The organism is Paraburkholderia suaedae, assembly GCF_040812055.1.
Classification (GTDB): Bacteria; Pseudomonadota; Gammaproteobacteria; order Burkholderiales; family Burkholderiaceae; genus Paraburkholderia.
Genome location: NZ_JBFOAH010000003.1, coordinates 104,057 through 129,905 on the forward strand (window position 1 = coordinate 104,057; position 25,849 = coordinate 129,905).

24 protein-coding genes are annotated in these 25,849 nt (G+C 64.2%); 5 read left to right on the forward strand and 19 right to left on the reverse strand.

Annotated features, from left to right (window positions below; translation table 11 throughout):
* Window positions 1-34: 34 nt before the first annotated feature.
* The 16 genes from flhA to flhD all read right to left on the reverse strand — a co-directional run bounded on the left by flhA (window position 35) and on the right by flhD (window position 18,080).
* A complete protein-coding gene (flhA, locus tag ABQJ48_RS05985; RefSeq protein ID WP_367836678.1) occupies window positions 35-2,137 on the reverse strand; it encodes a flagellar biosynthesis protein FlhA in 2,103 nt (700 codons plus the stop codon).
* A complete protein-coding gene (flhB, locus tag ABQJ48_RS05990; protein WP_367836679.1) occupies window positions 2,134-3,354 on the reverse strand; it encodes a flagellar biosynthesis protein FlhB in 1,221 nt (406 codons plus the stop codon). Before flhB ends, flhA begins: the two co-directional genes overlap by 4 nt.
* Window positions 3,355-3,537: 183 nt before the next feature.
* Window positions 3,538-4,845, reverse strand: coding sequence for a DUF3443 domain-containing protein (locus ABQJ48_RS05995; protein WP_367836680.1), 1,308 nt, complete (start codon window positions 4,843-4,845; stop codon window positions 3,538-3,540).
* Window positions 4,846-4,859: 14 nt separating this feature from the next.
* On the reverse strand, window positions 4,860-5,405 hold the full coding sequence (locus ABQJ48_RS06000) for a DUF2844 domain-containing protein (protein ID WP_367836681.1): 546 nt from the start codon (window positions 5,403-5,405) through the stop codon (window positions 4,860-4,862).
* 331 nt (window positions 5,406-5,736) lie between these two features.
* Window positions 5,737-6,447, reverse strand: coding sequence for a protein phosphatase CheZ (cheZ, locus tag ABQJ48_RS06005; RefSeq protein ID WP_367836682.1), 711 nt, complete (start codon window positions 6,445-6,447; stop codon window positions 5,737-5,739).
* A gap of 1 nt (window position 6,448) precedes the next feature.
* Window positions 6,449-6,844, reverse strand: a complete 396-nt coding sequence (gene cheY, locus ABQJ48_RS06010; RefSeq protein WP_367836684.1) for a chemotaxis response regulator CheY — start codon at window positions 6,842-6,844, stop codon at window positions 6,449-6,451.
* 61 nt (window positions 6,845-6,905) lie between these two features.
* Window positions 6,906-7,994, reverse strand: coding sequence for a protein-glutamate methylesterase/protein-glutamine glutaminase (locus ABQJ48_RS06015; protein WP_367836685.1), 1,089 nt, complete (start codon window positions 7,992-7,994; stop codon window positions 6,906-6,908).
* Window positions 7,995-7,999: 5 nt separating this feature from the next.
* Window positions 8,000-8,713: a chemoreceptor glutamine deamidase CheD gene (gene cheD / locus ABQJ48_RS06020; RefSeq protein WP_367836686.1), complete on the reverse strand. Its 714-nt coding sequence runs from the start codon at window positions 8,711-8,713 to the stop codon at window positions 8,000-8,002.
* Window positions 8,710-9,690, reverse strand: a complete 981-nt coding sequence (locus tag ABQJ48_RS06025; protein WP_367836688.1) for a CheR family methyltransferase — start codon at window positions 9,688-9,690, stop codon at window positions 8,710-8,712. The genes cheD and ABQJ48_RS06025 overlap by 4 nt, the downstream gene beginning before the upstream one ends.
* Window positions 9,691-9,894: 204 nt before the next feature.
* Entirely contained in the window at window positions 9,895-11,829 is a 1,935-nt protein-coding gene (locus tag ABQJ48_RS06030; RefSeq protein WP_367836689.1) for a methyl-accepting chemotaxis protein, read from the reverse strand.
* Window positions 11,830-11,881: 52 nt separating this feature from the next.
* Entirely contained in the window at window positions 11,882-12,418 is a 537-nt protein-coding gene (gene cheW / locus ABQJ48_RS06035; RefSeq protein ID WP_367836690.1) for a chemotaxis protein CheW, read from the reverse strand.
* 87 nt (window positions 12,419-12,505) lie between these two features.
* Entirely contained in the window at window positions 12,506-14,866 is a 2,361-nt protein-coding gene (cheA, locus tag ABQJ48_RS06040) for a chemotaxis protein CheA (protein ID WP_367836691.1), read from the reverse strand.
* 87 nt (window positions 14,867-14,953) lie between these two features.
* Complete coding sequence (locus tag ABQJ48_RS06045) at window positions 14,954-15,331, reverse strand: response regulator (RefSeq protein ID WP_367836693.1); 378 nt, start codon at window positions 15,329-15,331, stop codon at window positions 14,954-14,956.
* An 83-nt stretch (window positions 15,332-15,414) separates the two neighbouring features.
* A complete protein-coding gene (motB, locus tag ABQJ48_RS06050; protein WP_367836694.1) occupies window positions 15,415-16,422 on the reverse strand; it encodes a flagellar motor protein MotB in 1,008 nt (335 codons plus the stop codon).
* A gap of 25 nt (window positions 16,423-16,447) precedes the next feature.
* Window positions 16,448-17,308, reverse strand: coding sequence for a flagellar motor stator protein MotA (gene motA / locus ABQJ48_RS06055; RefSeq protein ID WP_367836695.1), 861 nt, complete (start codon window positions 17,306-17,308; stop codon window positions 16,448-16,450).
* Between the two features lie 451 nt (window positions 17,309-17,759).
* A complete protein-coding gene (gene flhD, locus ABQJ48_RS06060) occupies window positions 17,760-18,080 on the reverse strand; it encodes a flagellar transcriptional regulator FlhD (protein WP_367836696.1) in 321 nt (106 codons plus the stop codon).
* Between the two features lie 704 nt (window positions 18,081-18,784).
* Here flhD and ABQJ48_RS06065 point away from each other — a divergent pair.
* Window positions 18,785-19,849 carry a glycosyltransferase family 4 protein gene (locus ABQJ48_RS06065; RefSeq protein ID WP_367836697.1) on the forward strand — a complete coding sequence of 355 codons (1,065 nt, stop codon included), beginning with the start codon at window positions 18,785-18,787 and terminating at the stop codon, window positions 19,847-19,849.
* Between the two features lie 287 nt (window positions 19,850-20,136).
* Here the strand turns inward: ABQJ48_RS06065 and ABQJ48_RS06070 are convergent, their stop codons facing one another.
* Window positions 20,137-20,439: an H-NS histone family protein gene (locus ABQJ48_RS06070; protein WP_367836699.1), complete on the reverse strand. Its 303-nt coding sequence runs from the start codon at window positions 20,437-20,439 to the stop codon at window positions 20,137-20,139.
* A 284-nt stretch (window positions 20,440-20,723) separates the two neighbouring features.
* Between ABQJ48_RS06070 and aqpZ the strand changes: the two genes are divergently transcribed.
* The 3 genes from aqpZ (at window position 20,724) to ABQJ48_RS06085 (ending at window position 22,912) form a co-directional block, all read left to right on the forward strand.
* The gene (gene aqpZ / locus ABQJ48_RS06075) at window positions 20,724-21,464 is read left to right on the forward strand and encodes an aquaporin Z (RefSeq protein ID WP_367836701.1); all 741 of its coding nucleotides are present in this window, start codon (window positions 20,724-20,726) and stop codon (window positions 21,462-21,464) included.
* 168 nt (window positions 21,465-21,632) lie between these two features.
* Window positions 21,633-22,328: a histidine phosphatase family protein gene (locus tag ABQJ48_RS06080; RefSeq protein WP_367836702.1), complete on the forward strand. Its 696-nt coding sequence runs from the start codon at window positions 21,633-21,635 to the stop codon at window positions 22,326-22,328.
* Between the two features lie 284 nt (window positions 22,329-22,612).
* Window positions 22,613-22,912 (forward strand): PXPV repeat protein, encoded by a 300-nt coding sequence (locus ABQJ48_RS06085; protein WP_367836704.1) that lies wholly within the window; start codon window positions 22,613-22,615, stop codon window positions 22,910-22,912.
* A 175-nt stretch (window positions 22,913-23,087) separates the two neighbouring features.
* Here ABQJ48_RS06085 and ABQJ48_RS06090 read toward each other — a convergent pair whose 3' ends face one another.
* Window positions 23,088-23,909: a Cof-type HAD-IIB family hydrolase gene (locus ABQJ48_RS06090; protein WP_367836705.1), complete on the reverse strand. Its 822-nt coding sequence runs from the start codon at window positions 23,907-23,909 to the stop codon at window positions 23,088-23,090.
* A gap of 95 nt (window positions 23,910-24,004) precedes the next feature.
* A complete protein-coding gene (locus ABQJ48_RS06095; RefSeq protein WP_367836706.1) occupies window positions 24,005-24,886 on the reverse strand; it encodes a glucosamine kinase nucleotide-binding domain-containing protein in 882 nt (293 codons plus the stop codon).
* A 103-nt stretch (window positions 24,887-24,989) separates the two neighbouring features.
* Here ABQJ48_RS06095 and ABQJ48_RS06100 point away from each other — a divergent pair, with 103 nt between their 5' ends.
* The gene (locus ABQJ48_RS06100) at window positions 24,990-25,628 is read left to right on the forward strand and encodes a DNA-3-methyladenine glycosylase I (RefSeq protein WP_367837007.1); all 639 of its coding nucleotides are present in this window, start codon (window positions 24,990-24,992) and stop codon (window positions 25,626-25,628) included.
* Window positions 25,629-25,849: the final 221 nt, after the last annotated feature.

Genomic DNA, 25,849 nt, shown 5'->3' on the forward strand with positions numbered 1-25,849 from the left:
GCCGATTCTCAACCGCAACGACCCTTACCGCGCCTCACCCCTGCGCGCCGATCAGATTCGCCACCTTGACGTTGCGCGTGTCGGGCACTTCCGCATACGACAGCACCTTCAACTGCGGCAGGCTGCGGCGCAGGAAGCGCGCGAGCATCGGCCGCAACGCGTGCTGCACGAGCAGCACCGGCGCGAGGCCGAGGTTCTGTTGACGCGTCATCGCCTTCTGTGTTTCGTTGAGCAGCGTGTTCGCGAGCCCCGGCTCCAACCCAGGGTTCGGACCGGTTGCGAGCGCCTGGGACAATACCCGCTCCAGATTCGAATCGAGGCCCATCACCTGCATGTCGCCGGTGCCGGGGAACCATTGCTGCGTGATCGCGCGGCCCAGCGCGAGGCGCACGGCGGCGGTGAGATCGTGGGCGTCGGTGATCTTCGGCGTGTGCTCGGAGAGCGCCTCCAGAATGGTGCGCAGGTCGCGGATCGGCACGCCCTCTTCCAGCAGGTTCTGCAGCACCTTTTGCAAGGTGGTGAGCGGCAGCGTCTTCGGCACCAGATCGTCGACCAGCGAGGGCGTGTCTTTCTGCATCCGTTCGAGCAACGCCTGCACTTCGCGCCGGCCGAGCAGTTCCGACGCGTGCGTCACCACGAGGTGATTCAGATGCGTGGCGACTACCGTGCTCGAATCGACCACAGTGTAGCCATAGACCTGCGCCTGCTCGCGCAGATTCGTGTCGATCCAGATCGCAGGCAGCCCGAACGCCGGGTCTTGCGTCGGCGTGCCCGGCAGCGCGGCGGACACCTGGCCTGGATTGATCGCCAGCCATTGCCCCGGGTACGCTTCGCCCGAGCCCACTTCGACCCCCTTGAGCGCGATGCGATAGCCGTTGGGCCGCAATTCGAGGTTGTCGCGGATATGAATGACGGGCGGCAGGAAGCCGATCTCCTGTGCGAACTTCTTGCGGATGCTCTTGATCCGCTTGAGCAGTTCGCCGTCCGAGTTTTTGTCGACCAGCGGAATCAGCCGGTAGCCGACTTCGAGGCCGAGCGCGTCGATCATCGTCACGTCGTCCCAGCTCGCCTCGGTGTTCTCCACCGGGGCCATCGCAGCCGGCGCAACGTCGACGCGCGCCGCGCTGGTCTTGCGTTCCACGGCGCGCTTTCTCATCGTGCGGCCGAGCTGGATGAGCCCGCCGCCGAGCAGCAGAAACGCCAAGTGCGGCATGCCGGGAATCAGGCCCATCAGCACCAGAATACAGCCCGTGATCATCAGCACGCGCGGGTTCGTGAACAGCTGGCCGGTGAGCTGGGTGCCGATGTCCTCGTTGGTCGCGACGCGCGACACGATCACGCCCGCCGCAGTCGAAATCACCAGCGAAGGAATCTGTGCGACGAGGCCGTCGCCGATCGTCAGCAGCGTGTAGTTCTTGCCCGCCGCCGCGAAGTCCATGTTGTGCTGAACCATCCCGACGATCAGGCCGCCGACGATGTTGATCACCATGATCAGCAGACCCGCGATCGCATCGCCGCGCACGAACTTGCTCGCGCCGTCCATCGAGCCGTAGAACTCGGCTTCCTGCGAGACTTCCGCGCGCCGCTTGCGGGCCTGATCTTCGTTGATGAGCCCGGCGTTCAGATCGGCGTCGATCGCCATCTGCTTGCCGGGCATCGCGTCGAGCGTGAAGCGCGCGGACACTTCCGCGATCCGCCCCGCGCCCTTGGTGATGACCATGAAGTTGATCACCATCAGGATGATGAAGACGACGATACCCACCGCGAAGTTGCCGCCCACCAGGAAGTGGCCGAACGACTCGATCACCTGGCCGGCCGCGTCCGGACCCGTGTGGCCCTCAAGCAGCACGACCCGCGTGGACGCCACGTTCAGCGACAGGCGCAGCAGCGTCGAAAACAGCAGCACGCTCGGGAACGCGGCGAAGTCGAGCGGCTTCATCGTGTACATGCTGACGAGCAGCACCATCACCGAAAGCGCGATGTTGAAAGTGAACAGCAGATCCAGCAGGAACGGCGGCAACGGCAGAATCATCATGCCGAGGATCATGCAGATCAGCACCGGCCCGGCGAGGGCGCGCAAATTGGTGCTGCTCAAAGCTTCCGGCCGTCGGGCGAGGAAACCGGCGCGAGCGTTCATGCGGAGGCTCCTCTAGCGTCGTCGTCAGCGGAATTGACGGGGTTCAATGTATCGGCGGCTTCCTGATCGGCTTCGTCATCCGATACGCTGCCCTTGTCGAGTTCCGCCGGCACGTCGAGTTCGGTCGGCGCGACCGGCACGGCGCCGCCTTCGGTTTTGAACCGTCGCAACTGATACACCCACGCGAGCACCTCGGCGACCGCGCCGTACAGCGGGCCGGGAATCTCGCGATCCAGATCGACGTTGTGGTACAGCGCGCGCGCGAGCGGCGGCGCTTCGAGCAGCGGCACGTTGTGCTCGGCGGCCAGTTCGCGAATCCGCGCGGCCACCAGGTTCACGCCCTTGGCGATCACCTTCGGCGCGCGCATCTCGCCGTCGGCGTATTGCAGCGCGACCGCGAAGTGCGTCGGGTTGGTCACCACGACATCGGCCTTCGGGATCTGCGACATCATCCGGCGACGTGCAATGGCGCGCTGCTGCTGGCGAATCTTGCCCTTGATGTGCGGATCGCCTTCGCTTTCGCGATGCTCGCGCTTCACTTCTTCCTTCGTCATGCGCAACTTCTTGTGGAACTGCCACAGTTGATACGGCACATCCAGTGCCGCCACCGCGAACATGCCGGCTACCGTCATTGCGCAGCACACGGCGATCAGATGCATGGAATTGGCGAGCGCGATGTTCAGCGGCTCGGTGGCGAGCGCGAGGATCTGCTCGCGGCGGTTCCAGACCGCCGTGCCGCCGATGATCCCCACCACCAGCGTCTTCGCGAGCGACATGCCGAGCTGGATCGGCCCGTTGATCGAAAACATCCGGCCGAAGCCTTCAATCGGATTGAGCCGGCTGAACTTCGGCTCGAAGCCTTTCGTCGACAATTGCCACCCGCCCAGCGCGAGCGGCGCGAGCAACGCGGCGAGGCCGGTGAAGCCGAGTATCGGCAGCAGCGCGTAGAGGCCTTCGCGGCCCACCGCGCCCGCGCCGGTCAGCATGCGGCCGGTCTCGAAACTGCTGGCGTGGTCGAACGTGAGCGACGCGCGCAGCATCTTCTGCAAGTGCTCGCCGATACTGCCGGACATCCCCCACGCACCGTAGAACCCCGCGGCCAGCAGCGCGAACGTCGACAGTTCGCGCGAGCGCACGATCTGCCCTTCCTCGCGCGCCTTTTCCAGGCGCCGGGGAGTGGCTGATTCGGTTTTTTCGAGGTCGCTGTCCTCTGCCACGCAAGCTCTCCAGTCGGCCGAGGCACGGCGCCTCTTTCCAGTGAGAGCGATTATTCCCGCTGGACGCAAGCGGCGATTGGCAGATAAGGGCGGACAAAGGGGGGTATTTCGACGGATGACGCGAGGCGCCCGCGCGGTTCTCGCGCGGGCGCCTCGCATTGGCTTGCGCCGTGGCGCTACGCGTCAGAAGGCGACGAAAGGCGACTGGCTGCCGTTGTCGAAGCCGTAGTACACGTGACGGCCGTAGAAGAACGGCAGACCGAGGTCGAAGCTGGTGCTGCCGCCAATCTGTCCGGCGACGTGGTTGAACGCGTAGTTGCCGGTGTTGCCGAGCAGCGTGGCCGCACTGAGAATGCCGATGCTCGCGCTCGTGCTCGCCTTGTTGAGGCCGACCAGTTTGATCGAGCGGGTTTGCGCGGACGTCGGGCAATAAAAGCCGGCGAAATTGCCGTTGCACTGCGGCAGGGAGCCATCGGTGAAGAAGTACGCGTTCGAGCCCGAATCGAGGAACGCCTGCACCGTCGTGCCGTTGAAGGTGCTGTTGTTGAGGTCGCCGAAGGCGTCGGTGGTGAACACCTGCGCCCCGCCGAGCCCATTGTTGGACTGGGTGTTGATCCCGAACACCAGCGTGCCGGTGGCCGACGGCGCACCGGTATCCGGCACCGGCTGCATCTGCACGATCACGCCGTTGTTGTCGCCCGCGAACTTAGCGACCGGGTTGGCGATCTGCTGCGCGATCGGAACCGCGGTACGCGCGCATGACGTTCCGCCCGGGCACGCGAAGTAGTTGCTGTAGGTCGCGGCGGTGCCCTGGTCCGCGCAAGTTGCGCCGCAATCGGTGAGCGCGGTGCCGACGCCGAGCACGCCGTTGGCGCCGAGATCGGCAACCGTGTTTTCCGCCGGACCGCTGCCGCAACCGTTCGCAGGCACCGTGCTCGCGGGCTTGTCGCCGATGATCTGCATCGGGACAGCGATGCTCGTCGTCTTGCCGCCGATCGTGATAGTGGCGGTGCGCACGCTGCCCCAGGTGAAACCGTCGGCGAAGGTTGCGCACTCGGCGAGCTGCGCGTTGCTATTGCCCACGGTGCTGACCGGCAGCGCACCGAGCAGCGACGTGTTCAGCGCCGTGCTCGCCACCCGCAGTCCGAACGAACCGGTGTCGAGCTGGATGTTGTCGATGGTCTGGCAGTTCGACGTCGAGTTGGGCGCGCAAATAGTCACACTGACCGACGGAATGTTGAAGACCCCGCTCAAGCCTTTGCCGACCGTGATCGGCACGGTGTTCGCAGCGGTCGGGCTGACCGGCTGCTGGGTCGGGCTGGACGGCAACGAGCCGCCGTTCGACACGTTCGACGAATTGTTCGAGTTGCCGTTATTCGAGTTGTCGCCGTCTCCGCCGCCACCGCAAGCGGCGAGTGTTGCCAGCAGCGCGATGGCCAACACCGCCCGCAGCCGGTCTTTGAGATTCATACCGATAGAGATAGGTCGCATGGTCGTCCTCGCCATTACTGGATGTCGGAGCCGCTGACGCCAGCGGGCAATGCGGGCGGCAGCCACGCCTGACCGCTGAACGCGCCCATATGGCCGCCGGAATGCACCACCAGACCGCTCTGATCGACGGTGACGGGGCCGTGGCCCCCGCCGCGCGCCGCGCGCACGGCCTTCACGCCCGACACGTATTGCGGAAAATAGGTGCCGAGCAGATCGTTCAGATCCGGCATTTGCGGACCGCGCCACGCGATGCCGAACACGGCGCCGTCAGCGGCGACATATTCGCGGACCACCGTGCCGTTGCCGAGCGTGGTTTCACGCACGGTATAAGACGCGGACGGGGCGGACGACGACGCGGCGCTCGACGCCGAGCGCATCACGCCCTGCGCGGAACCGGCCGCGCTTGCCGCAGGCTGGACGACGTGGGAAGAAACCGACGCGTCCGTGGGCGGCGTCATCGGTGCGCCGCCCAGTCCCGCGTGAGCGGGCTGCACGGCCGACAGCGAACCAAAAAAAGCGAGCGCCGAAACGATCCCGGCGCGACGTACACGACTCCACATGACAATGCTCCTCCCAAACTAGGGCCAGGCTCGCGAGGCGCGCGAACCGGCTGCGTGTACGCAGATGATACGGCACTGTTGCGATCGCACTGGGGAAGGAGCCTGGTCGGCGTGCCGCCGGCCGGCGATATTCATGGCCGGAAGGGGTGCCGTTGGTCGAGTTTCTTAGTATCCCTGTGGTTCGTGTCGGGAGGCAGCAAGCGCACGCGCGGACGCGGCTTGACATGTATCCGGGCCGCGCGCGGCGTCCGCATGGCTGTCGGATAGAACCGCGCGCGGGCGGTGTCGAAAGCTGCGCGCGGCAAGCTCGAGCGACGAAGCGCCCGCCGCCTCAGAAGCCGAGGCTGGCAAGGAGATCGTCGACCTGCGACTGGTCCTGCATCACATCCGCCTTGCCTTCCGGATTGATTTGCGGACCGTTCAGCAGATGCTCGGGGCTGCCGGTCGGCGATGCCTCGGCTGCCAGCGCCGCCGCGTTCGCCGCGAACTGCTCGCGCCGTTCCAGCGCGATGTTCTCGACCAGCACGCCGAGCAATTGCTGCTCGATCAGGTACACGACGTCCGTGATCTTCTTGATGACCTGACCGGTCAGATCCTGGAAGTCCTGCGCCAGCATGATCTCCATCAGTTGCGCATTGGTCGCGCTGGTCGCCTCGGGCACGCCGCGCAGGAAGCTGCGCGTGTCGTTCATCAGTGCGCGCACTTCCTCGCGCTCGATCGGCGCCGCGTACCACTGCTCCCAGCGCGCGTCGAGTTCGCCCGCGTCCTTTTGCAGCTGCTCCTGCACCGGCTTGGCGACGTCGATCGCGGAGAGCACGCGCTCGGCCGCCTGCTCGGTCATGTCCGCGATGTACTTCAGACGGTCGCGAGCATCGGGAACGGCTTCCGCGGCGCGCTCGACATGCTTGTCGAGCCCGAGCTCGCGCATGGAATCGCGCAGCGTGCGGGTCAGTTGTCCGATGCGGGCCAGAATGCGGTCGGACGCGAAGTCGCTGCTCTCGCTGACCGCTTCAGTGTGAGGCGCATGGGTCGGCACAGTCACATCAGCTCCCGGCTTTCGCCATCTTCTCGAGAATCTTGTTGAGCTTCTCGTCGAGCGTCGCAGCCGTGAACGGCTTGACGACATAACCGCTCGCGCCGGCTTGCGCCGCAGCGATGATGTTTTCCTTCTTCGACTCGGCCGTCACCATCAGCACCGGCAAATGCGTGAGGGTGGCGTCGGCGCGGATTTCCTTGAGCATTGCCAGACCGTCGAGGTTCGGCATGTTCCAGTCGGATATCACGAAGTCGTAGGTGCCCCCGCGCAAACGCGAGAGACCGGCCTGCCCGTCTTCCGCTTCGTCGACGTTCGAGTAGCCCAGTTCCTTGAGCAGGTTGCGGACGATCCGGCGCATCGTCGGAAAGTCGTCAACCACCAGAATCTTCATTCCCTTATCCATTTCATTCCCTTTGCTTGTTCCATGTCGCGGCGCTTGAGCGCCTCAAACTGTCTGGCCGGCATCATACCCGCTGGACACGATCACCCATCGACGACAAACGCGCCATCACGCGCCGGCTCATTTCCGGCAGCGCGGCGATTTCGTCCGCCGCGCCGAGCGCAATCGCTTCGCGCGGCATACCGAACACGATGCAAGTCGCCTCGTCCTGGGCAAGCGTATACGCGCCTGCTTTTTTCATCTCTAGCAGTCCCTGGGCGCCGTCGCGTCCCATCCCGGTCAAAATCACGCCGAGCGCATTCTTGCCCGCATGCTGCGCGGCTGAACGGAACAGCACGTCGACCGACGGACGGTGCCGGTTGACCGGCGGCTCGTCCGACAGATGCGCGATGTAGTTCGCGCCGCTGCGCGCCAGCAGCAAATGCGCGTGGCCGGGCGCGATGTACGCGTGACCAGGCAGCACACGTTCGCCGTGCTCTGCTTCTTTAACGGTAATCCGGCACAAACCATTGAGGCGTTGCGCAAAAGATTTCGTAAAGCCCGGCGGCATGTGCTGCGCGATCAGCACCGCCGGTGCGTCGGGCGGCAGCGGCACCAGCACTTCGCGGATCGCTTCGGTGCCCCCCGTCGACGCGCCGACGATAATCAGCTTCTCGGTACTGAGCAGCGGATTGTTGAAAAGCGGCGCGGCCCCGACCGGCGCATGCGCGGCCTGCGCTGCCGCATGCTGGGCCGGCGCCGCCTGCCGCACTCGCGCGCGAGCCGCTGCGCGAATCTTGTCGGCGAGCTTTTCCGAGTAGTCGAGCATGCCGTCGCGAATGCCGACCTTCGGCTTGGTGACGAAGTCGACCGCGCCCAGCTCCAGCGCACGCAGCGTGATTTCGTTGCCGCGCTCGGTCAGCGACGACACCATGACGACCGGCATCGGCCGCAGGCGCATCAGCTTTTCGAGGAAGTCGAGGCCGTCCATGCGCGGCATTTCCACGTCGAGCGTCAGCACGTCCGGGTTGTGCTGCTTGATGAGGTCGCGCGCGACCAGCGGATCCGGTGCGGTCGCCACGACGGTCATGTCCGGCTGGCCGTTGATGATCTCGGTCATCAGGCTGCGGATCAGCGCCGAATCGTCGACACACAGTACTTTGATCTTTTGCACAGCGCTCACGCCTCCTCTCTGGTTCTGGCGTTGTTTGATTCAAGGGGCCGCGGACTCGCGCCGAAGAGTTCGATCTTCGGCCGCGCCGCGGCCGGCGCCGCGAACAGTTCGACGCGCTGGCGCGCCGCCGCCAGCCGCTCGGCGCGCGCTTCCGCGCTCTGCCGCACGAGCGCACGCTCGCGTTCGGCCACACCCGCTTCCTGCTGCAGACGCAACTTCTTTACCATCACCTGGCCCGTGCGCGGCATAAAGGCCACCTTGCGCGGATGCGAGCCCTGCAAGTCTTCGGCGGCGATGCGGATCTTTTCGAGCGCAAGATAGCGGCGCACGAACTCGGAATTGCGGTCGCCGATGTTCATCGTCGTCATGCCGGCGAGCACGGCGCCACCGCCGAACACCTTGGCTTCGAAGCGATCGCGCCGGCCGCCCGCCTTGATCAGTTCGTTGATCAGCACTTCCATCGCGTACGCGCCGTAGCGCATCGAGTCCGATGCGGCTTGTGTGGCGTCCGCGCCGTCGTCGGGCAGCATGAAGTGATTCATCCCGCCGATGCCGGCCGTGCGGTCCTGGATGCAGGCCGCGACGCACGAACCCAGCACGGTGACGAGCACCATGTCTTCGCTGGTGGTGTAGAACTCGTTGGGCAACAGCTTCACGCCGGGACGCTGGAAGTGGTTGTCGTAGTACAGGTTGGAGGCAATCGGCAGGGCGCTGCTCATGCTGCCACCCCGCTCGTGGTCGAATGCGCCGCTGCGCTTGCGGAACGCGGTGCGGTGCGCGCACCGGCCGGGTCGCGCGTCAACTCGTAGACGGTCTGGCCGCGCAGCCTGAATGCCTGGGTCACGTACGTGAAGTTTTCCGAATGACCGGCGAATAGCAGGCCGCCCGCTTTCATCAGCGGCTCGAAGCGGGCGAGCACTTGCGCCTGGGTCGGCTTGTCGAAGTAGATCATCACGTTGCGACAGAAAATCGCGTCGAACTGCGAGCGCAACTGGTAATCGCGGTCAGTCAGGTTCAGCTGTTCGAAGCGCACCAACGCGCGCACTTCGGGGCGCACCTTCACCATGCCCGCATGTGCGCCGGTGCCCTTCAGAAAGAAGCGCTTGAGCCGCTCGGGCGACAGGTGCTTCACCTGGTCGAACTGGTACACGCCGGCTTCGGCCTTCGCTAGCACCTGGGTGTCGATATCGGTGGCGAGCACCGAAGCCTGGCGCGCACCGCTGTCGCCGAGTGCTTCGATCAGCGTCATCGCGATCGAATACGGCTCTTCGCCGGTCGATGCTGCCGAGCACCACACGGAAATCGGCTGGGCGCGACGCGACACGAAGTCGGCGAGGATCGGAAAGTGGTGCGCTTCGCGGAAAAACGCGGTCAGGTTGGTAGTCAGCGCATTGGTGAACGCCTCCCACTCGGCCGGATCGTTTTCCGCTTCGAGCAGATCGAGGTACTGCCGGAACGTGTCGAGGCCGCGCGCGCGCAAACGGCGCGCGAGGCGGCTGTAAGCCATATCGCGCTTGTGGTCCGACAGCGCGATGCCCGCGCCGCGATGAATCAGTTCGCGGATGCGGGCGAAATCCGCCGCCGTGAATTCGAAATCCCGTGCCTGGTCAGAGACCCTGCCTGACTCCGTTGGGTCGGCGCTGGCCCGGTCGGGACGTGCCCGCTCGGGAGGCCGCTGTGCGCGCGTTGTCATCATGTGCATTCCTGCCTGCGATACGAGCCATTCCGTTTGCCGCCCGAAGCGAGCCGTTGGGCAGAAAGGCATGGGTTCGCGGGGCCGCGCCCGCCCGCGAGGTCTGCCAACACGCAGCCAGCCCGCGACACGCTGTAGCAGCGCGCTTCGATGATTCGCCCATCAACGGGCGAGATGCAGGACGACGGCATGTCTTGGTGTCGCTTTCTAGAACGTTTCCCAGTCCGCGTCCGCGCTGGCTGCCGCCGGGCGGGCGAGAGCCGGGCGCGCAGCGGGCTCGGTTGCCGCGTGCGGGGTCTTTGGCTTGCGCGCCGGTTCGGCGCGCGCACCTGCATCGTGACTAGTGGAAGCCGGTGCGGCGTCCGCGGCCGCAATCTCGCCCGGATTGGCTGCAGGACTTCCGCTCCGGTTCGTGCCCGCTTTCGCGTCGACTTTTGCGCCCGCCTTTGCGTCACTTCGCGGTGCATGCGCCGCGCCGCTCATCGTCGGAGCATGCGCCACGGCCTTAGCCGACTGCCGACCCGCGCCAGCGTTTGCACGCGCCGCCGCGAGCGGTCGCACCGCCGCCGAGCCACTGCGCGGCTGAGCGCCCGCCACCTTCCAGCCTTCCACCACCGCCTGCAACTGACGCGTCTGATCTTCGAGCGATGCCGCTGCGGCCGCCGCCTGTTCGACCAGCGCGGCATTCTGCTGCGTGACTTCGTCCATCTGCACGACCGCGCGATTGACCTGTTCGATGCCGCCCGACTGCTCCTCGGACGCCGCGCTGATTTCGCCCATGATGTCGGTCACGCGGCGCACGGCCTGCACGATCTCGTCCATCGTCGTGCCGGCGCGGCCGACCAGCGCCGAGCCGCTTTGCACCTTGTCGACCGAGTCGCCGATCAGTTCCTTGATTTCCTTGGCGGCGCTCGCGCTGCGCTGCGCGAGGCTGCGCACTTCGGCGGCGACGACCGCGAAACCGCGTCCCTGTTCGCCGGCCCGCGCGGCTTCGACCGCCGCATTCAGCGCAAGAATGTTGGTCTGAAACGCAATGCCTTCGATCACGCCGATGATGTCGACGACCTTGTTCGAGCTGGCCGCGATGTCCTGCATCGTCGTGACGACCTCGCTCACCACGTCGCCGCCGCGCGTGGCGATATCCGACGCGTTGACGGCGAGCTGGCTCGCCTGGCGCGCGTTCTCGGCGTTCTGCCGCACGGTGCCGGTCAACTGCTCCATGCTCGATGCGGTTTCCTGCAGCGACGCGGCCTGTTGTTCGGTGCGTTGTGACAGGTCGGTATTGCCCATCGCGATTTCGCGCGCGCCCGTGTCGATCGATTCCGCGCTGCTATGAACCGACTTCACCATCGTCGCGAGGCTTTCCTGCATCCGCTTGATGCCGTCGAACAGACGGCCGATTTCGTTGCCGCTGAATACTTCGATCCGCTCCGACAAATCGCCCGACGCGATCCGCTCGAAGCAGGCGGTCGCGTCTTTCAGCGGCTGCACGATCAGGCCACGCAGCGCGAAGCGGATGCCCACCACCAGCAGCAACGCGAGAACCGTCAGCGCGATGATCAGCGTCATCATCAGCGACGCGTTCGCCTGCGCGCTCGCCTGCTGATCGGTCACGCTCTTCTCCAATGCCTTGACGAGCGCGGCCGCCGCTGCGTCGTACGCGATGAACATCGGGCTGATCTTCGTATCGGCAATTGCGTGATAGGCGGCCACATCGCTGGCGTTCAGCGCGGCGAACTCCGGTTCGACGCCGTCACGCATCATCGCGGTGCGCCGCGCGAGCACATCGTCGAGCAACGCCTGATCGATGCCGGCTTTGGGCGCGTCGAGATACGTCTGCCAGCTACGGTTGCCCAGCGCCAGCAGTTCCTGCGCGCGGCCAAGCGCTTTCTTCGCCTCATCGGCATTGCCTGCCGCCGACAAGGTGTTGACGCGATCGGCCGCCAGCCGCGAACGCAACAGATACGAGCCCGCGTCGTCGAGTGCATGAATTGCCACCAGGTCGCCGCGCGCGATTCGCTCGAGCGACCCGCTCGCGCGGTTCAGCGCGCTCAGCCCAAGCGCGCCGACCACCACGGTCAGCGCAACGAGAAAAATCGCCACCATCGTCAGCGACGTGCGGATCGACCACCTGCTCAGCATCTTGACGCTCCCTATACTGTCTCTCGTTCGCGATTGGCCATGACGTTCGCGCTCAAACGCCGAGCGCTTCGATCAACGCCATTTCACGGCTGGTCATCAGCTTTTCGATGTCCATGAGTATCAGCATGCGGCCGTCGAGGGTGCCCAAGCCCGTCAGGTACTCGGTCGTCAGCGTCGCGCCGAATTCCGGCGCCGGCATGATCTGGTCGGCGGCGAGGGTCAGCACGTCCGACACGCCGTCGACCACCATCCCGACCACGCGGTGCGCGACGTTCAGGATGATCACGACCGTCTGATGGTCATACTCGACGCGGCCGAGCTGGAATTTGATGCGCATGTCGACGATCGGCACGATGATGCCGCGCAGATTGATCACGCCCTTGATGAACTCCGGCGCATTGGCGATGCGCGTCACGTTGTCGTAGCCGCGAATTTCCTGCACCTTGAGAATGTCGATGCCGTACTCTTCCGCGCCGAGCGTGAAGACCAGGAATTCCTGACCGCCGGCGTCCGCCTGCTGCGCATCGCGGCGGCTATTCGCACCTTTCGCGTTCCCGACGCTCGAATTGATGGATTGGACTTCTGCCACGTTAGCCCCCAAACGGTTGGGATGAAATGAGTTGAATGAGTGCTGCGAATGCTGTGAGCGTTGCCTGCCGTGCGAGCGTGACCGTCATCATGCGAGGCTCATCGCGCCGTGCGCGTTGCGCGTTTCGCGGTTCAGCGCCGCCACGTCCACGATCAGCGCGACGCTGCCGTCGCCGAGGATGGTCGCGGCGGAAATGCCGTGCACCTTGCGGTAGTTCGTTTCGAGGTTCTTCACGACCACCTGTTGCTGGCCCACCAGCTCGTCGATCAGCATCGCAAAGCGGCGCCCTTCGGTCTGCATGATGGTGACGATGCCTTGCGTGGGCTCCTGCTTCGCGCCCTCGACGTTGAACACTTCGTGCAACGCGACGAGCGGCAAGTATTCGCCGCGCACGCGCACCACGCGCTCGCCATTGGTCACCGTGTAGATGTCGTCCGCTTGCGGCTGCAGCGACTCCATCACGAAGTTCAGCGGCAGAATGAAGATCTCGTTGCCCACCTTGACAGACATGCCGTCGAGAATCGCCAGCGTGAGCGGCAAAACGATGCGCGTCGTGCTGCCCTTGCCGGCATGCGAGGTGATTTCGACGTGACCGCCCATCGACTGGATGTTGCGCTTCACCACGTCCATGCCGACGCCGCGGCCCGATACGTCGGTGACCTGTTCCGCCGTCGAGAAGCCCGGCAGGAAGATCAGGTTCCAGACTTCTTCGTCGGTCATCGTTTCGCTGACCTGCATGCCTTGCTTGGCCGCCTTCGCGAGAATCTTGTCGCGGCGCAGGCCCGCCCCGTCGTCGCTTACCTCGATCACGATGTTGCCGCCGTGATGTGCCGCCGACAGCACCAGCTGGCCCGTCGAATCCTTGCCCACCGCGCGCCGTGCTTCCACCGTTTCGATGCCGTGGTCGAGGCTGTTGCGCACGAGGTGAGTCAACGGATCGATGATGCGCTCGATGAGGCTCTTGTCGAGTTCGGTCGCCTGACCGAAGGTGACGAGTTCCACTTCCTTGCCGAGCTTGGCCGCCAGATCGCGCACCAGACGCGGGAAGCGGCTGAACACGTAGTCCATCGGCATCATGCGGATCGACATCACCGCTTCCTGCAGATCGCGCGCATTGCGCTCGAGCTGGGCCATGCCGTTGAAGAGCCGGTCATGCAGCGCCGGGTCGAACGTGCTGGTGGTTTCGGCGAGCATCGCTTGCGTGATCACCAGTTCGCCCACCAGGTTGATCAGCTGATCGACCTTTTCGACGCCCACACGAATCGAGCTGCCTTCCGCGCCCGCCGCGGCAGTAGCGGGTCGGGCCGCCTTGCGGTCCGGTTCGGCGGTGGTCGCCGTGCCGGATGCGGCAGGCGCCCCATTCGACGCATTCGCCGCCTGCCCGTGCGCGGCCGCCGGCGTGGCCACGACGGGCACCGACGCTGCCGGCGCGCCGGCCGGTGCGTCGGATGACCCGTGCGTGCCCGCGCCGGCGGGCGCGGCGATGCCGGCCGCCGGTGCCGGAGATGCCGCGTGCTCCACGTGAGCCGCAAGTGTTGCTTGCGCCGGGGTCGAGGCGGCAGCGTCGGGCGTTCCAGGTTCGCCTTGCTGCGCATCGTCCGCCGGCGCGGTGCCGCGGCCGATCGAGATCTGACTTTCGTCGATCACGAAACAGCACACGGCGATGATGTCGTCGGAGGTCACATCGGTCGCGAGCCACAGCGTCAGATCGCCGCCGCTCTTGACCTGTCCGACGATGTTGCCCAGGTTGCCGAGCTCTTCGGCCAGCAGTTCCTGGTCCTTCTCACCAACGCCCCGTAGCGTGATTTTCAGATGGGGACCGGCGTTGTCGGCGTTCCCGCCAGCCTCGCCTGCCCCCACGGCTGGCCCGGTCTGTGCCGGTTCGCCGTCAGTCCATTCGCCCGCCGCCTGCACCGCCTGTTCGACGACGTGCTCGGGCGGGGTACCGCGTTGTGCTGCCCCTGCTTGTGCTTGCACCGCTGCCGCTTCGCTCGGGACCGGTGCGGCTTGCGCTGCAACTTGCGCGGCGTGTGCCGCGGCCGGCGCGCCGCCGTCGCGACTCTCCGCGTGCAACTGTTCGAGCTTCGCGCAGATCGCGTGGGCCACCGCCGTGTCCGGCTCGGCGCTCGCGCGATAGTCGGCGAGCTGTCCGGACAACACGTCCTTGGTTTCGAGGAACGTGTCGATCATGTCCTTGCGCAGCACGAGTTCGTTGTTGCGCGCGCGATCGAGCAGCGATTCGAGAATGTGAGTCGTCTCGGTGAGCGCGGTGAAACCGAAGGTCGCCGCGCCGCCCTTGATCGAATGCGCCGCACGGAAAATCGCCGCGAGGTCTTCCGGGTCCGGGTGCGCTATGTCGAGATTGAGCAGCAACTGCTCCATCTGCGCGAGCAGTTCGTCCGCTTCGTCGAAAAACGTCTGATAGAACTGAGTGATATCGAGTGTCATGCCTGGGTCACCGCGAGAGTTCCTGTCTAGCGTGGGCTACCGTGCCGCCGCGTCGAGAGCTTGCTAAAACGTGTCTATGAGTGGCGCTTACGCGGGACCGGCTTCGGCCAGCGCCGCCACCACTTCGGTCAGCATGTCGGGGTCGAGCGGCTTTTCGATCCAGCCAGTTGCGCCCGCCGCCCGCGCCGCCGCCTTGAACGGCTCGCCCGATTCCGTCGTGAGGACGAGGATGGGCGTCGCCTGGTAAGCCGGGTTGCCGCGCAACGCGGCAATCAGATCGAGGCCGTTTTTGCCCGGCATGTGCTGGTCGGTCAGCACGAGATCGAACGACATCGCGAGCGCGTTTTCGAGCCCTTCGTTGCCGTCCGCGGCGAGCGTCACCTCATATCCGGCCGTCGACAGCGTCACGGCAAGCATCTGCCGCATCGCTGCCGAATCGTCGATTGCCAGGATGTGTCTGATCATGAAAACCTCGCTGCGCTTAACGCCATGGATTGCCGGCCGTCCGCGCCGTTGGGGCGCATGATCGACCCGGCGATCGCTCTCTGTTACTGGGCCGCCGGCGCTGCCGCCGGTACCTTCGGTGCAACCGTCACCGGTTGCGCAAGTCTTTGCAGCAGCGGCTTGGAGCCGGCCGCGTCGTCCGACAAGGTGGTCGTGGTGGAGTCGTCATGGTTCAGCGCCTCCTCCGATTTCCTGTTCAGCACGATGATGCTGATGCGGCGGTTCTCCGGGTCCATCGGGTCCGCCTTGTTCAGGTTCTGCGTCGATGCGAGGCCCAGCACACGCATCACCTTGGCCTCGTCCATGCCGCCGGCGACCAGCTCGCGGCGCGACGCATTGGCGCGGTCCGCCGACAGTTCCCAGTTGCTGTAGCCCTTCTCGCCGCCGGCGTATTGCGCAGCGTCGGTGTGCCCCTGCACGATGATGCGGTTCGGCACGTCGTTCAGCGTGTGGCCGATTTCGCGCAGGATGTCGCGCATATACGGCTCCACCTGATCTTTCGCGGTCGCGAACATCGGCCGCTTCTGCGAGTCGACGATCTCGATGCGCAAGCCGGTCAGCGTCGAGTCGATGCGGATCTGCTGCTTGAACTGGCGCAGCACCGGGTTCGCTTCGATCGCGGCCATCAGCTTGACCTGCAGGTCGTGCAGGCGGACCTGCTCGCGACGCTCCATTTCGCCCTGCATCTGCTTGATCGACTCTTCGTTGTCGTGCGAGACGGTGCGCTCCGAGCGGCTGTTCGAGCCGTCGGTGAAGCGCGTCACGCCTTGCGACTGGGTCGACAGATCGCGGCCGCCGCCCTTCAGGATGCTCGAGTCCTCGGCGCTGCGGTCGCCGCCCCATAGCGTGATCTTCAGCGGCTCGTTGAAGTAATCGGCGATGCCCTTCAACTGCACGGTGGATGCCGAACTCAGCAGCCACATCAGCAGGAAGAAGGCCATCATCGCGGTCATGAAGTCCGCGTAAGCGAGCTTCCACGCGCCGCCGTGGTGGCCGCCTTTCCTCGGCGCGGCGCGCTTGACGACGATCGCGCGGTCTTTGTCCTTGCTCATCTGTTCGGTCCCGGGCGCGCTGTGATTACTTGGCCTTGACGCGGCGCACGTGCTCTTCGAGCTCGGCGAACGACGGGCGTTCGGTCGAGAAGAGCACCTTGCGGCCGAACTCGACGGCAATCGCGGGCGCGTAGCCGTTCAGGCTCGCGAGTATCGTCACCTTGATGCACTGGAACATTTTGGTGGACTCGGTCACGCGCTGTTCGGCGACGCCTGCGAGCGGGCTGATCAGCCCGTACGAAAGCAGAATGCCGAGGAAGGTGCCGACCAGTGCCTGCGCGATCATCTCGCCGAGCACCGCGGGCGGCTTGTCGGCCGAGGCCATGGTGTGCACCACGCCCATCACCGCGGCCACGATGCCGAACGCCGGCATCGCGTCGCCGACCTTGGTCAGTGCATGCGCGGGCGCTTCGCCTTCGTGGTGATGCGTTTCGATCTCCTCGTCCATCAGGCTTTCGATCTCGAACGCGTTCATGTTGCCGCCGACCATCAGACGCAGGTAGTCGGTCAGGAACTCGATGATGTGATGGTCGGCGAGAATTTTCGGGTACTGGGTGAAGATCGGACTCTTCGACGGATCGTCGATATCCGCTTCCAGCGTCAGCGTGCCTTCCTTGCGTGCCTTGGCCAGCAGGACGTAGAGGAGCGCCATCAGCTCCATGTAGACGTCCTTGTTGTACTTCGCGCCCTTGAACAGGGTCGGGATGACGCGCAGCGTCGCCTTGATGGTCTTCATTCCGTTACCGAGAATGAACGCGCCGACACCGGCGCCGACGATCATCAGCACTTCAACGGGCTGCAGCAGCGCGCCGAGATGACCGCCTTCCAGCACGTAACCGCCGAAAACGGACAAAAGCGTCACGAGTGTTCCCACGAAAATCAGCACTGCCGAGCCCTCACAAAGAACCGACGGTAACCGTCGTTAATCTGGTTTACGGCAACCGGGCAGAAAACTTTGGTGGAAAAGCGGGACGTGGGTGCGGTGTAAACCAGAGGCGCGCAGCGGCGCAACGAGGAGTGCCGGTGGCTAATCGGCGAGCGTGGTCGGGACGCTTGCTGGGGAGTGGGTCCGGGATCGCTGGAAGGCCTGCCCGGCGCTCTCAGGCACGGGCGCAACCCAAGGTGGGCTGTGTGTGCTGTGAGTTGCATCCGTCATCGAGCTGGACGAGCCGGTCGCGGGACAGACTGGCGTTGCGCTTTCGGCAATTGCAAAAGCGCGCCAAGCGGGATCGGTCGATAGCAGGGTGAGTTCTGCGACTTCGAGTACGAGGCTGTTACAGGCCGGCTGCTTGCCAACGCGTCCTGTCGAAACTTTCTGCTCGGCAGGACGGCCGCGATCAGCCGACTTGCTCCACGCGCTGCGTCGCCATCAGGATCGCCGAATGCGCGAGGGCCACGGCGCTCGATTTGCCTTTGTCAGCAAGGGCCGACAACACGGCATGGTCGTCGAAACGGAAACGGCATAACACCTGATTGGACGCCGCCAGCTTGACGGTCTGCGCCAACGACAGACTGGCCAGCACATCGGCTAGCTGGGCGGAAATCCCCATGCGAAACATGCCCATGGGCTTGTCTTCGCGCAGCAGGCGCTGAGCGAGCAGGAGATACGACAGATTGACTTCTCTGATCTCATTGAGCATTTCGCTGGTCGCGCTCATTGATTCCCCCGGGGTATGTCTGGCTGGTCAGGCCGTTGCGGAAACGTTTGCTCGAACACGCGCGCGACAACCGCGCGGACCGGCTCGTCTCTGGTCTTGCAAGCATTGTGGCGAAAGGGGGCGCGGTCGGAAATCGGAGAGACACCCAGCCTGATTGACGGATTAATCCGTCATTGTTGTAGGAATTTTTCCTACAAGACTGACTGCGTGGAAAAGGATTTTGACCGTGATGGCGCCCGGAAGGTGACGTGTAACGCGGGCCAAATGACTTTTGAAATCGCGACAGCTCAGTTGGCCGGTGACTTCCCTGATGGCTTTCTGCCCGGCCGCTGCTGAGCGTTCAAAAAAGCTTATAAGAGTTTTCACACCCACGCAATGCGGCTGGTGTTAAGGCTCGCACAGCACCTACCGGGTCTGGCATTGTCCTTGCTTAAGTCGAAAGGGCCGGCGCGGGCCTCGCCTCAGCCCGAGCGGCCGCGCGAAAGAGCTGTAACGCGCGCCGCTTCCCTGTAACAACCTTAAGCGTTTGAAAAATGACTCGAATTGGCGCGGCCGATCCCGATAATGGAGGCTAAGGGATTACCCGATGTCGATTCCGAGCACCCGCGGGCGGCGGCTTACCGCGCCCAACCGTCCGTCAGGCATTCGCCTTCGCTCGAATCGAGCGCCGCTGTGCGAAGCCGTTGTGAACAGGAGAAAACCGCATGCGAATCGCACAAATTGCGCCGCTATATGAAGCCGTCCCGCCAAAACTTTATGGCGGCACCGAACGAGTCGTGTCGTACCTGACCGAAGCACTGGTCGATCTCGGCCACGATGTCACGCTGTTTGCGAGCGGCGACTCGGTCACCTCGGCAAACCTCGAAGCGTGCTGGCCGCGCGCGTTGCGCCTCGATCCGACGATCCGCGACGCTCTCGCGCCGCACGTGCTGATGATGGAAAGGGTGCGCCGGGTCGCGCACGAGTTCGACGTGCTGCACTTTCACCTGGACTACATGCCGTTCCCGCTGTTCACCACGATGGATACGCCGTTCGTGACCACGCTGCATGGCCGGCTCGATCTGCCGGAATTGCAGCCGGTGTTCGACGCTTTTTCCACCGCGCCGGTCGTATCGATTTCCGATTCGCAGCGCATGCCGCTGCCGCAGGCGAACTGGCTCGACACCATTTATCACGGCCTGCCGGAACAGTTGCTCACGCCGCAGGTGCATAAGAAGCCGGAATATCTCGCGTTCCTCGGTCGTATCTGCCCCGAAAAACGCGTCGATACGGCCATCAAGATCGCTGCACAAAGCGGTTTGCCGCTGAAGATCGCCGCCAAGGTCGACAAGGCCGACCAGGAGTATTTCAAGCGCGAGATCGAACCGCTGCTGTCGATGGCGCATGTGGAGTTCGTCGGCGAGATCAATGAAGCACAGAAGCCAGAGTTTTTATCCGGCGCGAAGGCCTTGCTGTTCCCGATCGACTGGTCCGAACCGTTCGGCCTCGTCATGATCGAGTCGATGGCCTGCGGCACGCCAGTGATCGCGTTCAACCGCGGTTCGGTGCCGGAAGTGATCGACCACGGCGTGACCGGCTACATCGTCGAGGACGTCCAAGGCGCGGTGGCTGCGCTGCAAAATCTCGACGAGCTGTCGCGTACTGAAATCCGCGCGCAATTCGAGCGCCGCTTCGGCGCGAGGACGATGGCGCAGAATTATGTCAACGGATACTCCGCGCTCATCGAAGCGACCCGCCGCCCGGTGTTGCGTCAAGTCGCGCTCGGCTAAGCGCACAGGCAAAAAGCGGCCGTTTCTTGCACGGCTGCTTTAGCCGCTGACGGCTCTTGCGTTGAGTCGCCGCCATTGCGGTTGAGGGTAAATCGCCGGCAACTTCGACGGTGAATCGTTTGCGCGGCAGAAAAATGGACTTATTGCGCTTCTTGTACAGAAAAGCCGCCCGATGGGCGGCTTTTTTAATAGGGGGGATGGATAGGGCTTGCAGCAGAAGTGCCATTTAGCCAATAGAAGTTGGCAGTGACAACCTTCAGATGGCTTTCGCCGTGACCGGCAACCGGCTAAGACGCGCCAATCAAAAAGCGTTCACGATTCTTGCCGACGATCCACTTGGGCGGCTTGCCCCGACCACTCCAGGTATTGCCCGATTTCGGGTCCTGATATTTCGCGGGCAGCGGCGCCTTCTTGGGCGGCCGGCCACGCTTGGCGGCAACGGCGAAGCCCAGGTCTTGCGCAGTAAGACCGTATTCAGCGATCTTCTGGCGGATGTCGGCGATGACATTGTCTATTTCGGTGCGCCGCGCTTCTTCGGCTTGCGCCTGCAGTTTGGCGATCTGCGCCTTGAGGTCTGCGTATTGAGACATTCGATCTCCCCTTTTTTGGAACGCTTTCGACGGCAGACTAACTGCAATTATAAAAATTCGCAATGGCCAGTAATACCGATTCAGGATCTATCTTCTGATAATTCTTAAACGTTAGCCAATTGCGCGACAACTCCTTTATACGCCAATATTAGTAAAACCGACTCCATATTGACAATTCTTGACAGTCAATTTGGCTGTCTTTGCCTAGAATTGCGCGCTCAAGGCATACACCACGCTTAGCCGTGCGTTTTCTCAGAGCGTCACACTTTTTAGGAATACCAATCATGCAGTTGTCAAAGCGCCTTGCTGCCGAGCTGTTCGGCACATTCTGGCTTGTGCTCGGAGGCTGCGGCAGCGCGGTCCTCGCCGCGAACTTCGCCGGTCCGGTTCACGGTTTGGGCATCGGCTTTGTGGGCGTGTCGCTGGCATTCGGCTTGACCGTTCTGACAATGGCTTATGCAATCGGCCATATTTCCGGCTGTCATCTGAATCCGGCCGTGAGCGTCGGGCTCACCGTCGCCGGGCGTTTTCCGGCCCGCGACCTCGTGCCGTACATTGCCGCACAAGTTGTCGGCGCTGTGCTGGCTGCGTTCGTGCTGTCGGTGATTGCGTCGGGAAAGCCGGAGTTCGATCTGGTCGCCAGCGGTTTCGCCAGCAACGGCTACGGTGATCGCTCGCCCGGCCATTACTCGCTTGCTGCGGCATTCGTTTGCGAAGTGGTGATGACCGGCTTCTTCCTGTTCGTCATTCTCGGCGCCACTGACAAGCGCGCGCCGGCCGGCTTCGCGCCGATCGCGATCGGCTTGTGCCTGACGCTGATCCACCTGATTTCGATTCCGGTCACCAACACGTCGGTGAATCCGGCGCGCTCCACCGGGCCCGCGCTGTTCGTCGGGGGTGCGGCCGTCGACCAGTTGTGGATGTTCTGGGTCGCGCCGATCATCGGGGCGGTGATCGCGGGCGTGCTGTATCCGCTCATCGCGGAAAGCGGCAAGGCCGGCTCCCAGGAACTGGCGCTCGACTGAGCCAGGTGGTTTTCTGCGCAATCAAAGCGGACGCTGCGGCGTCCGTTTTGTTTTTTGGCGCGAACGACGCTGCCTGCCGGGATTCCCGCAACCGCGCCGGACCGACAGGGCAAGACATCGCCCGCTGCTAGAATCGGGCGACTTTCCGAGCTTGCACAGGTGCTACCGATGAACCGTTTCCGCCGATTCCTGCATGGCGTCGCATTCTCCTTCGGCGGGCTTTGCGTTGGCCTCGCGGCGCTGCCCACCGCGTATGCGGACGACGGCAACACCGAAACCCTGGTCTTCGTGCGGCACGGCGAAAAACCCGCGCAAGGCTACGGGCAACTGAACTGTCAGGGGCTCAACCGCGCGCTGGCGTTGCCGGCGGTGATCGCCGCGAAGTTCGGCAAGCCCGATGCGATTTACGCGCCCGATCCAGGCCAGCAAAAAGACGACAGCGGGCATACCTATTACTACATTCGTCCGTTGGCGACGATCGAGCCGACCGCCATCCAGTTCGGAATGCCGGTGCAAACGCCGTATGGCTTCGCGCAGATCGATCAGCTCGGCACGGCACTCCTCAACCCGGCCAATCGCAACAAGCTGATCGTCGTCGCGTGGGAGCACAAACTGATCGTGAAGCTCTTGCGCCAGATGCTGAGCGCCCATGGCGGCAATGCAGCCGACGTACCGAACTGGCAAAGCGACGACTTCGACAGTATTTATATTTTGCGGCTCGAATGGCACAACGGCACGGCGCGCGCCGACTTCAAACGAGACCGCCAGGGGCTGGACGCACGCGCGACCGATTGCCCTTGCGCTGCGCTGCCGGGTGCGCCGTCGGCGGCTGCTTCCGGCGCTTCGGCCAGCTCGGCAGATTAATCGGGTAATACAGATGTAAGCCGCGATTACGCGCGCGCCAGCTCTGTTCCGAGCGCGTGGTGCGCCAAGCTCGCCTCGATGTCGCGGATTGACATGCACTTCCTTATGGGCTGTGCTTCGCGCTGATCGCTGTCGATCCGCGCGCCGATCAAACGATGCGCTCCCCTCCTTTCGCAGGCTGCGGCGACGCTTGCAGTCCGTAACATCTGGTCGCAGTACTGGCAGGGTTGAATGCGTACATTGGACCTGTGCGACAAACCTACGTCGCCTCACAGGAGAACAACATGAAACGCATCGTCACTCACTTGCTGGTTGCTGCTGGACTTGCGGCGGGCGCATGCGGTGTCGCGCAAGCGCATACGGATCTGAACATCGGCCTGTCGCTCGGCGCACCTGTTTATGCGCAGCCCGCCCCGGTCTACGCGGCGCCGCAGCCGGTGTACTACGGCGGCTGGGACCATCGTTACGAGCATCGCGACTATCGCGGCGACCATCGCAATGAGCGCGGTTGGAATCACGGCGGCAACGACCGTCGCTGGGGTCACGACGATCGCGGCGATTATCGCGGCGGATGGCATGGTTGATCGTTCGATCGCGGCGTGACCACATGAGCCGCGGCGGGTGATCGTCAGCCGGGCTGGCATGGGTCGATCGCGCCGTGCTGGCTTTTGTCAAATTAGACGGTCGCGCTGCGTCAGCAAGTTGGCGAGTCGGATCGGCCCGCATTTCATGAACATGGATGCGGGCCGATTCCGTTGCTCAGGACGCGAGTTCGTCGTCGAGCGAGAACAGCTTGCGCAATTGATGCGCGACACCCGCTTCGAAGTTATTGCCGATGCGCGGCACGTCCGGCAGACGGGCGATGAGATCGGGATTGGCATTGTTCATCATGAACGGATGACCGGCCGTCTCGAGCAGATCGATATCGTTCATGTTGTCGCCGAACGCGACGCACTGCGATGGATCGGCGCCCAGACGATCGAGCACGATCTGCAACGCGCGGCCTTTCGATACGTTCGACGTCATCACTTCCAGGCAATCCGGCAACGAGTACGTCACGTATAGACGATCGCCGAATTCACGCGCGAGGTTCACGGCGATCTGCGCGAGATCGGCCGGCTCGCCGATGTAAAGCGCTTTCGCGATGTCGACGCCATCGTGATTCGGCAGATCGGTCACTTCGTAAGTGAAGCCCGAGTCCTGGTGGTATTTCAGCAAGTCCGGTGCGTCGCGATCGATCAGCCACGCCTCGTCGGCGAACAGATTCACGATCACGCGGCCATGCGCGCCGGTGATCTCCGGCTGCACGAGGCGCTGAACGATGGCCGGCGGCAGGTCGTCGGCGTGGATGACCGTGTTGTCGGGCGCATGGATGCGCGCGCCGTTCGACGTGATCAGATACGCGCTGATACCGAGCAGATCGCGAATGCCCGCGACGTCGCAGTAGTGCCGCCCGGTTGCGATCACGAACCGCAGACCGTCGCTTTCCAGTTTGCGCACGGTGGCGACCGTAAAGGGATCGACCTGATGATCGGCGTTGAGCAGCGTGCCGTCGAGATCGGTGGCGATGACTTTGTACATGGTGTGTGCGGTTACGCAGCGTCGAAGCGCGTATTTTACCGTTGTCCGACACACACCCCGATCGCAGCCCGTCCAGAAGACTCCCGGCCCGCGACTCAGCGGGTAAGCCGCGCCGCTTCGCGCTGCGCGAGGTGCAGTCCGCCATGCGCCGAGTCCGCCAGCGGCTCGCACAAACGGGCCTGGTAGCGTTCGGGCACATACTCGCGCAACGGTGGGCCCAGTCCGCCGCACAATGCGACTGGCAAGCTTTCCGACGAGTCGAGCGCACTGATCATCTTGCCCACCTCGACGCCGGCCTCGCCGAGCAGTCGCGCGGCAAATGGATGGGTGCGATGCGCGAGCGCGACCGGCGCGAGGCTCGCGTACGCTGTCTGGTTGGCCGCGCAAAGCCAGACGACGAGACTCTCGCGGTCCTGTGCGCCGGTGCGGGCGAGGAGCGCGCGCGCGAGATCGTCCATTGGCGCGCGACCGTCGAGCGCTTGCTGCGCATGCACGATCAGCCGCAGCCCGAGCCACGCGCCGCTCGCTTCGTCGCCCGACGGAAAACCATAGCCGCTGGCAACCCGGCATTCGCCGTCGTCAGAGAGTGAAGCCGCCACGCTGCCCGTGCCCAGCGCGACGATGACGCCGGGGGCGCCGCCGTGGGCTCCGAGCAAGGTCGTATAAGCGTCGCTTTCCACGGCAAGCCCGGCGACCCTTGGCGCCTGCGCATGAAAGTCGGCGAGCCAGTCGCGATTGTTTACCCCTGCCAACCCGCAACCCAGTACGCAGCGGGACCAGTCGAGGCGTACGCCGACACGTTCGAACGCTTCGCCACAGGCTGCCCCGATCGACTGCCAGGCCCGCTCGATGCCGAGCCCCAAACCCGACGGCCCACTCGCTGCTTGTGCCAGTTCGCGGCCATGTGCATCGCCGAGCACGACGCGCGTGCCGCTCCCGCCGCCGTCAATGCCGATCAGAAAAAAGTCTTTGTTCATCGAGTCAAATGATTTGCGTGAGTGAATAACGCTTAGCGTGGCAGGTCAGATTCAATCCGGCAATCGGCCAAATGGCCAGCTTGCGGCCCGCCGCGCTTCAGCTATGCTGGCGGGCGACACGACGACGGACACGGGGAGCGCGACAGTGACACAGCGATGCAACTGGGTATCGAGCGAAGCGCTCGCACAGTACCACGACACCGAATGGGGCGTGCCCTCGCGCGACGATCGGCATCTGTTCGAAATGCTCGTGCTGGAAGGCGCGCAGGCGGGCTTTTCGTGGTCGACGATTCTCAACAAGCGCGCGGGCTACCGCCGCGCGTTCGCCAACTTCGACATCGACGAGGTGGCGCGGTTTACGCCGCAGCATGTCGACAAGCTGGTGACTGACGAAGGCATCGTGCGCCACCGCGGCAAAATCGAAGCAGCGATAAACAACGCCCGAGCGGTGCAGCGGATACAGGCAGAGCACGGTTCGCTCGCCGACTTCGTCTGGTCGTTCGTCGATCAAACGCCGATCCAGAACGATTGGGCGTCGTACAAGCAGGCGCCGGCCTCGACGGATGTTTCCGATGCGCTGAGCAAAGGGCTGAAACGCTACGGCTGCAAGTTCGTCGGCTCGACGATCTGTTACGCGTTCATGCAAGCGGTCGGGATGGTGAACGATCACGAGACGAACTGCATGTGTCGTCAGCGATGCGCGGCGCTCGGCAAAAAGGCGCGCACTCGCAAGGCGGGTTGAGCTCGGCGTGACCTGCTCTGCATGCGCACCGCTGGCTTGCGGCTAGCGACGCTTAGTGCCGCGGTTCTAACAAACGACCGACGCTTGGGGAAACTCCCAAGCACCGCGTCGCGCCGACCGGCTTCTGCTGTCGGCGCAAGGCCAGCCGGACGAGGAATCGGCGCCCGACGTGTCGCGAGGGCCGATCAACGATGCAATCCGGGAAGGCCCCGCTGCACTTC

Coding starts and splice junctions, on each gene's coding strand:
- ABQJ48_RS05995 (WP_367836680.1), bottom strand. CDS start 4,845: ATGCGACCTATCTCTATCGGTATGAATCTCAAAGACCGGCTGCGGGCG.
- ABQJ48_RS06090 (WP_367836705.1), bottom strand. CDS start 23,909: ATGTACAAAGTCATCGCCACCGATCTCGACGGCACGCTGCTCAACGCC.
- ABQJ48_RS06045 (WP_367836693.1), bottom strand. CDS start 15,331: ATGATCAGACACATCCTGGCAATCGACGATTCGGCAGCGATGCGGCAG.
- ABQJ48_RS06025 (WP_367836688.1), bottom strand. CDS start 9,690: ATGATGACAACGCGCGCACAGCGGCCTCCCGAGCGGGCACGTCCCGAC.
- cheY (WP_367836684.1), bottom strand. CDS start 6,844: ATGGATAAGGGAATGAAGATTCTGGTGGTTGACGACTTTCCGACGATG.
- ABQJ48_RS06085 (WP_367836704.1), top strand. CDS start 22,613: ATGAAACGCATCGTCACTCACTTGCTGGTTGCTGCTGGACTTGCGGCG.
- aqpZ (WP_367836701.1), top strand. CDS start 20,724: ATGCAGTTGTCAAAGCGCCTTGCTGCCGAGCTGTTCGGCACATTCTGG.
- ABQJ48_RS06095 (WP_367836706.1), bottom strand. CDS start 24,886: ATGAACAAAGACTTTTTTCTGATCGGCATTGACGGCGGCGGGAGCGGC.
- ABQJ48_RS06080 (WP_367836702.1), top strand. CDS start 21,633: ATGAACCGTTTCCGCCGATTCCTGCATGGCGTCGCATTCTCCTTCGGC.
- flhA (WP_367836678.1), bottom strand. CDS start 2,137: ATGAACGCTCGCGCCGGTTTCCTCGCCCGACGGCCGGAAGCTTTGAGC.
- flhD (WP_367836696.1), bottom strand. CDS start 18,080: ATGAGCGCGACCAGCGAAATGCTCAATGAGATCAGAGAAGTCAATCTG.
- ABQJ48_RS06100 (WP_367837007.1), top strand. CDS start 24,990: ATGCTGGCGGGCGACACGACGACGGACACGGGGAGCGCGACAGTGACA.
- ABQJ48_RS06065 (WP_367836697.1), top strand. CDS start 18,785: ATGCGAATCGCACAAATTGCGCCGCTATATGAAGCCGTCCCGCCAAAA.
- cheA (WP_367836691.1), bottom strand. CDS start 14,866: ATGACACTCGATATCACTCAGTTCTATCAGACGTTTTTCGACGAAGCG.
- motB (WP_367836694.1), bottom strand. CDS start 16,422: ATGAGCAAGGACAAAGACCGCGCGATCGTCGTCAAGCGCGCCGCGCCG.
- ABQJ48_RS06030 (WP_367836689.1), bottom strand. CDS start 11,829: ATGCTGAGCAGGTGGTCGATCCGCACGTCGCTGACGATGGTGGCGATT.
- cheD (WP_367836686.1), bottom strand. CDS start 8,713: ATGAGCAGCGCCCTGCCGATTGCCTCCAACCTGTACTACGACAACCAC.
- ABQJ48_RS06000 (WP_367836681.1), bottom strand. CDS start 5,405: ATGTGGAGTCGTGTACGTCGCGCCGGGATCGTTTCGGCGCTCGCTTTT.
- ABQJ48_RS06070 (WP_367836699.1), bottom strand. CDS start 20,439: ATGTCTCAATACGCAGACCTCAAGGCGCAGATCGCCAAACTGCAGGCG.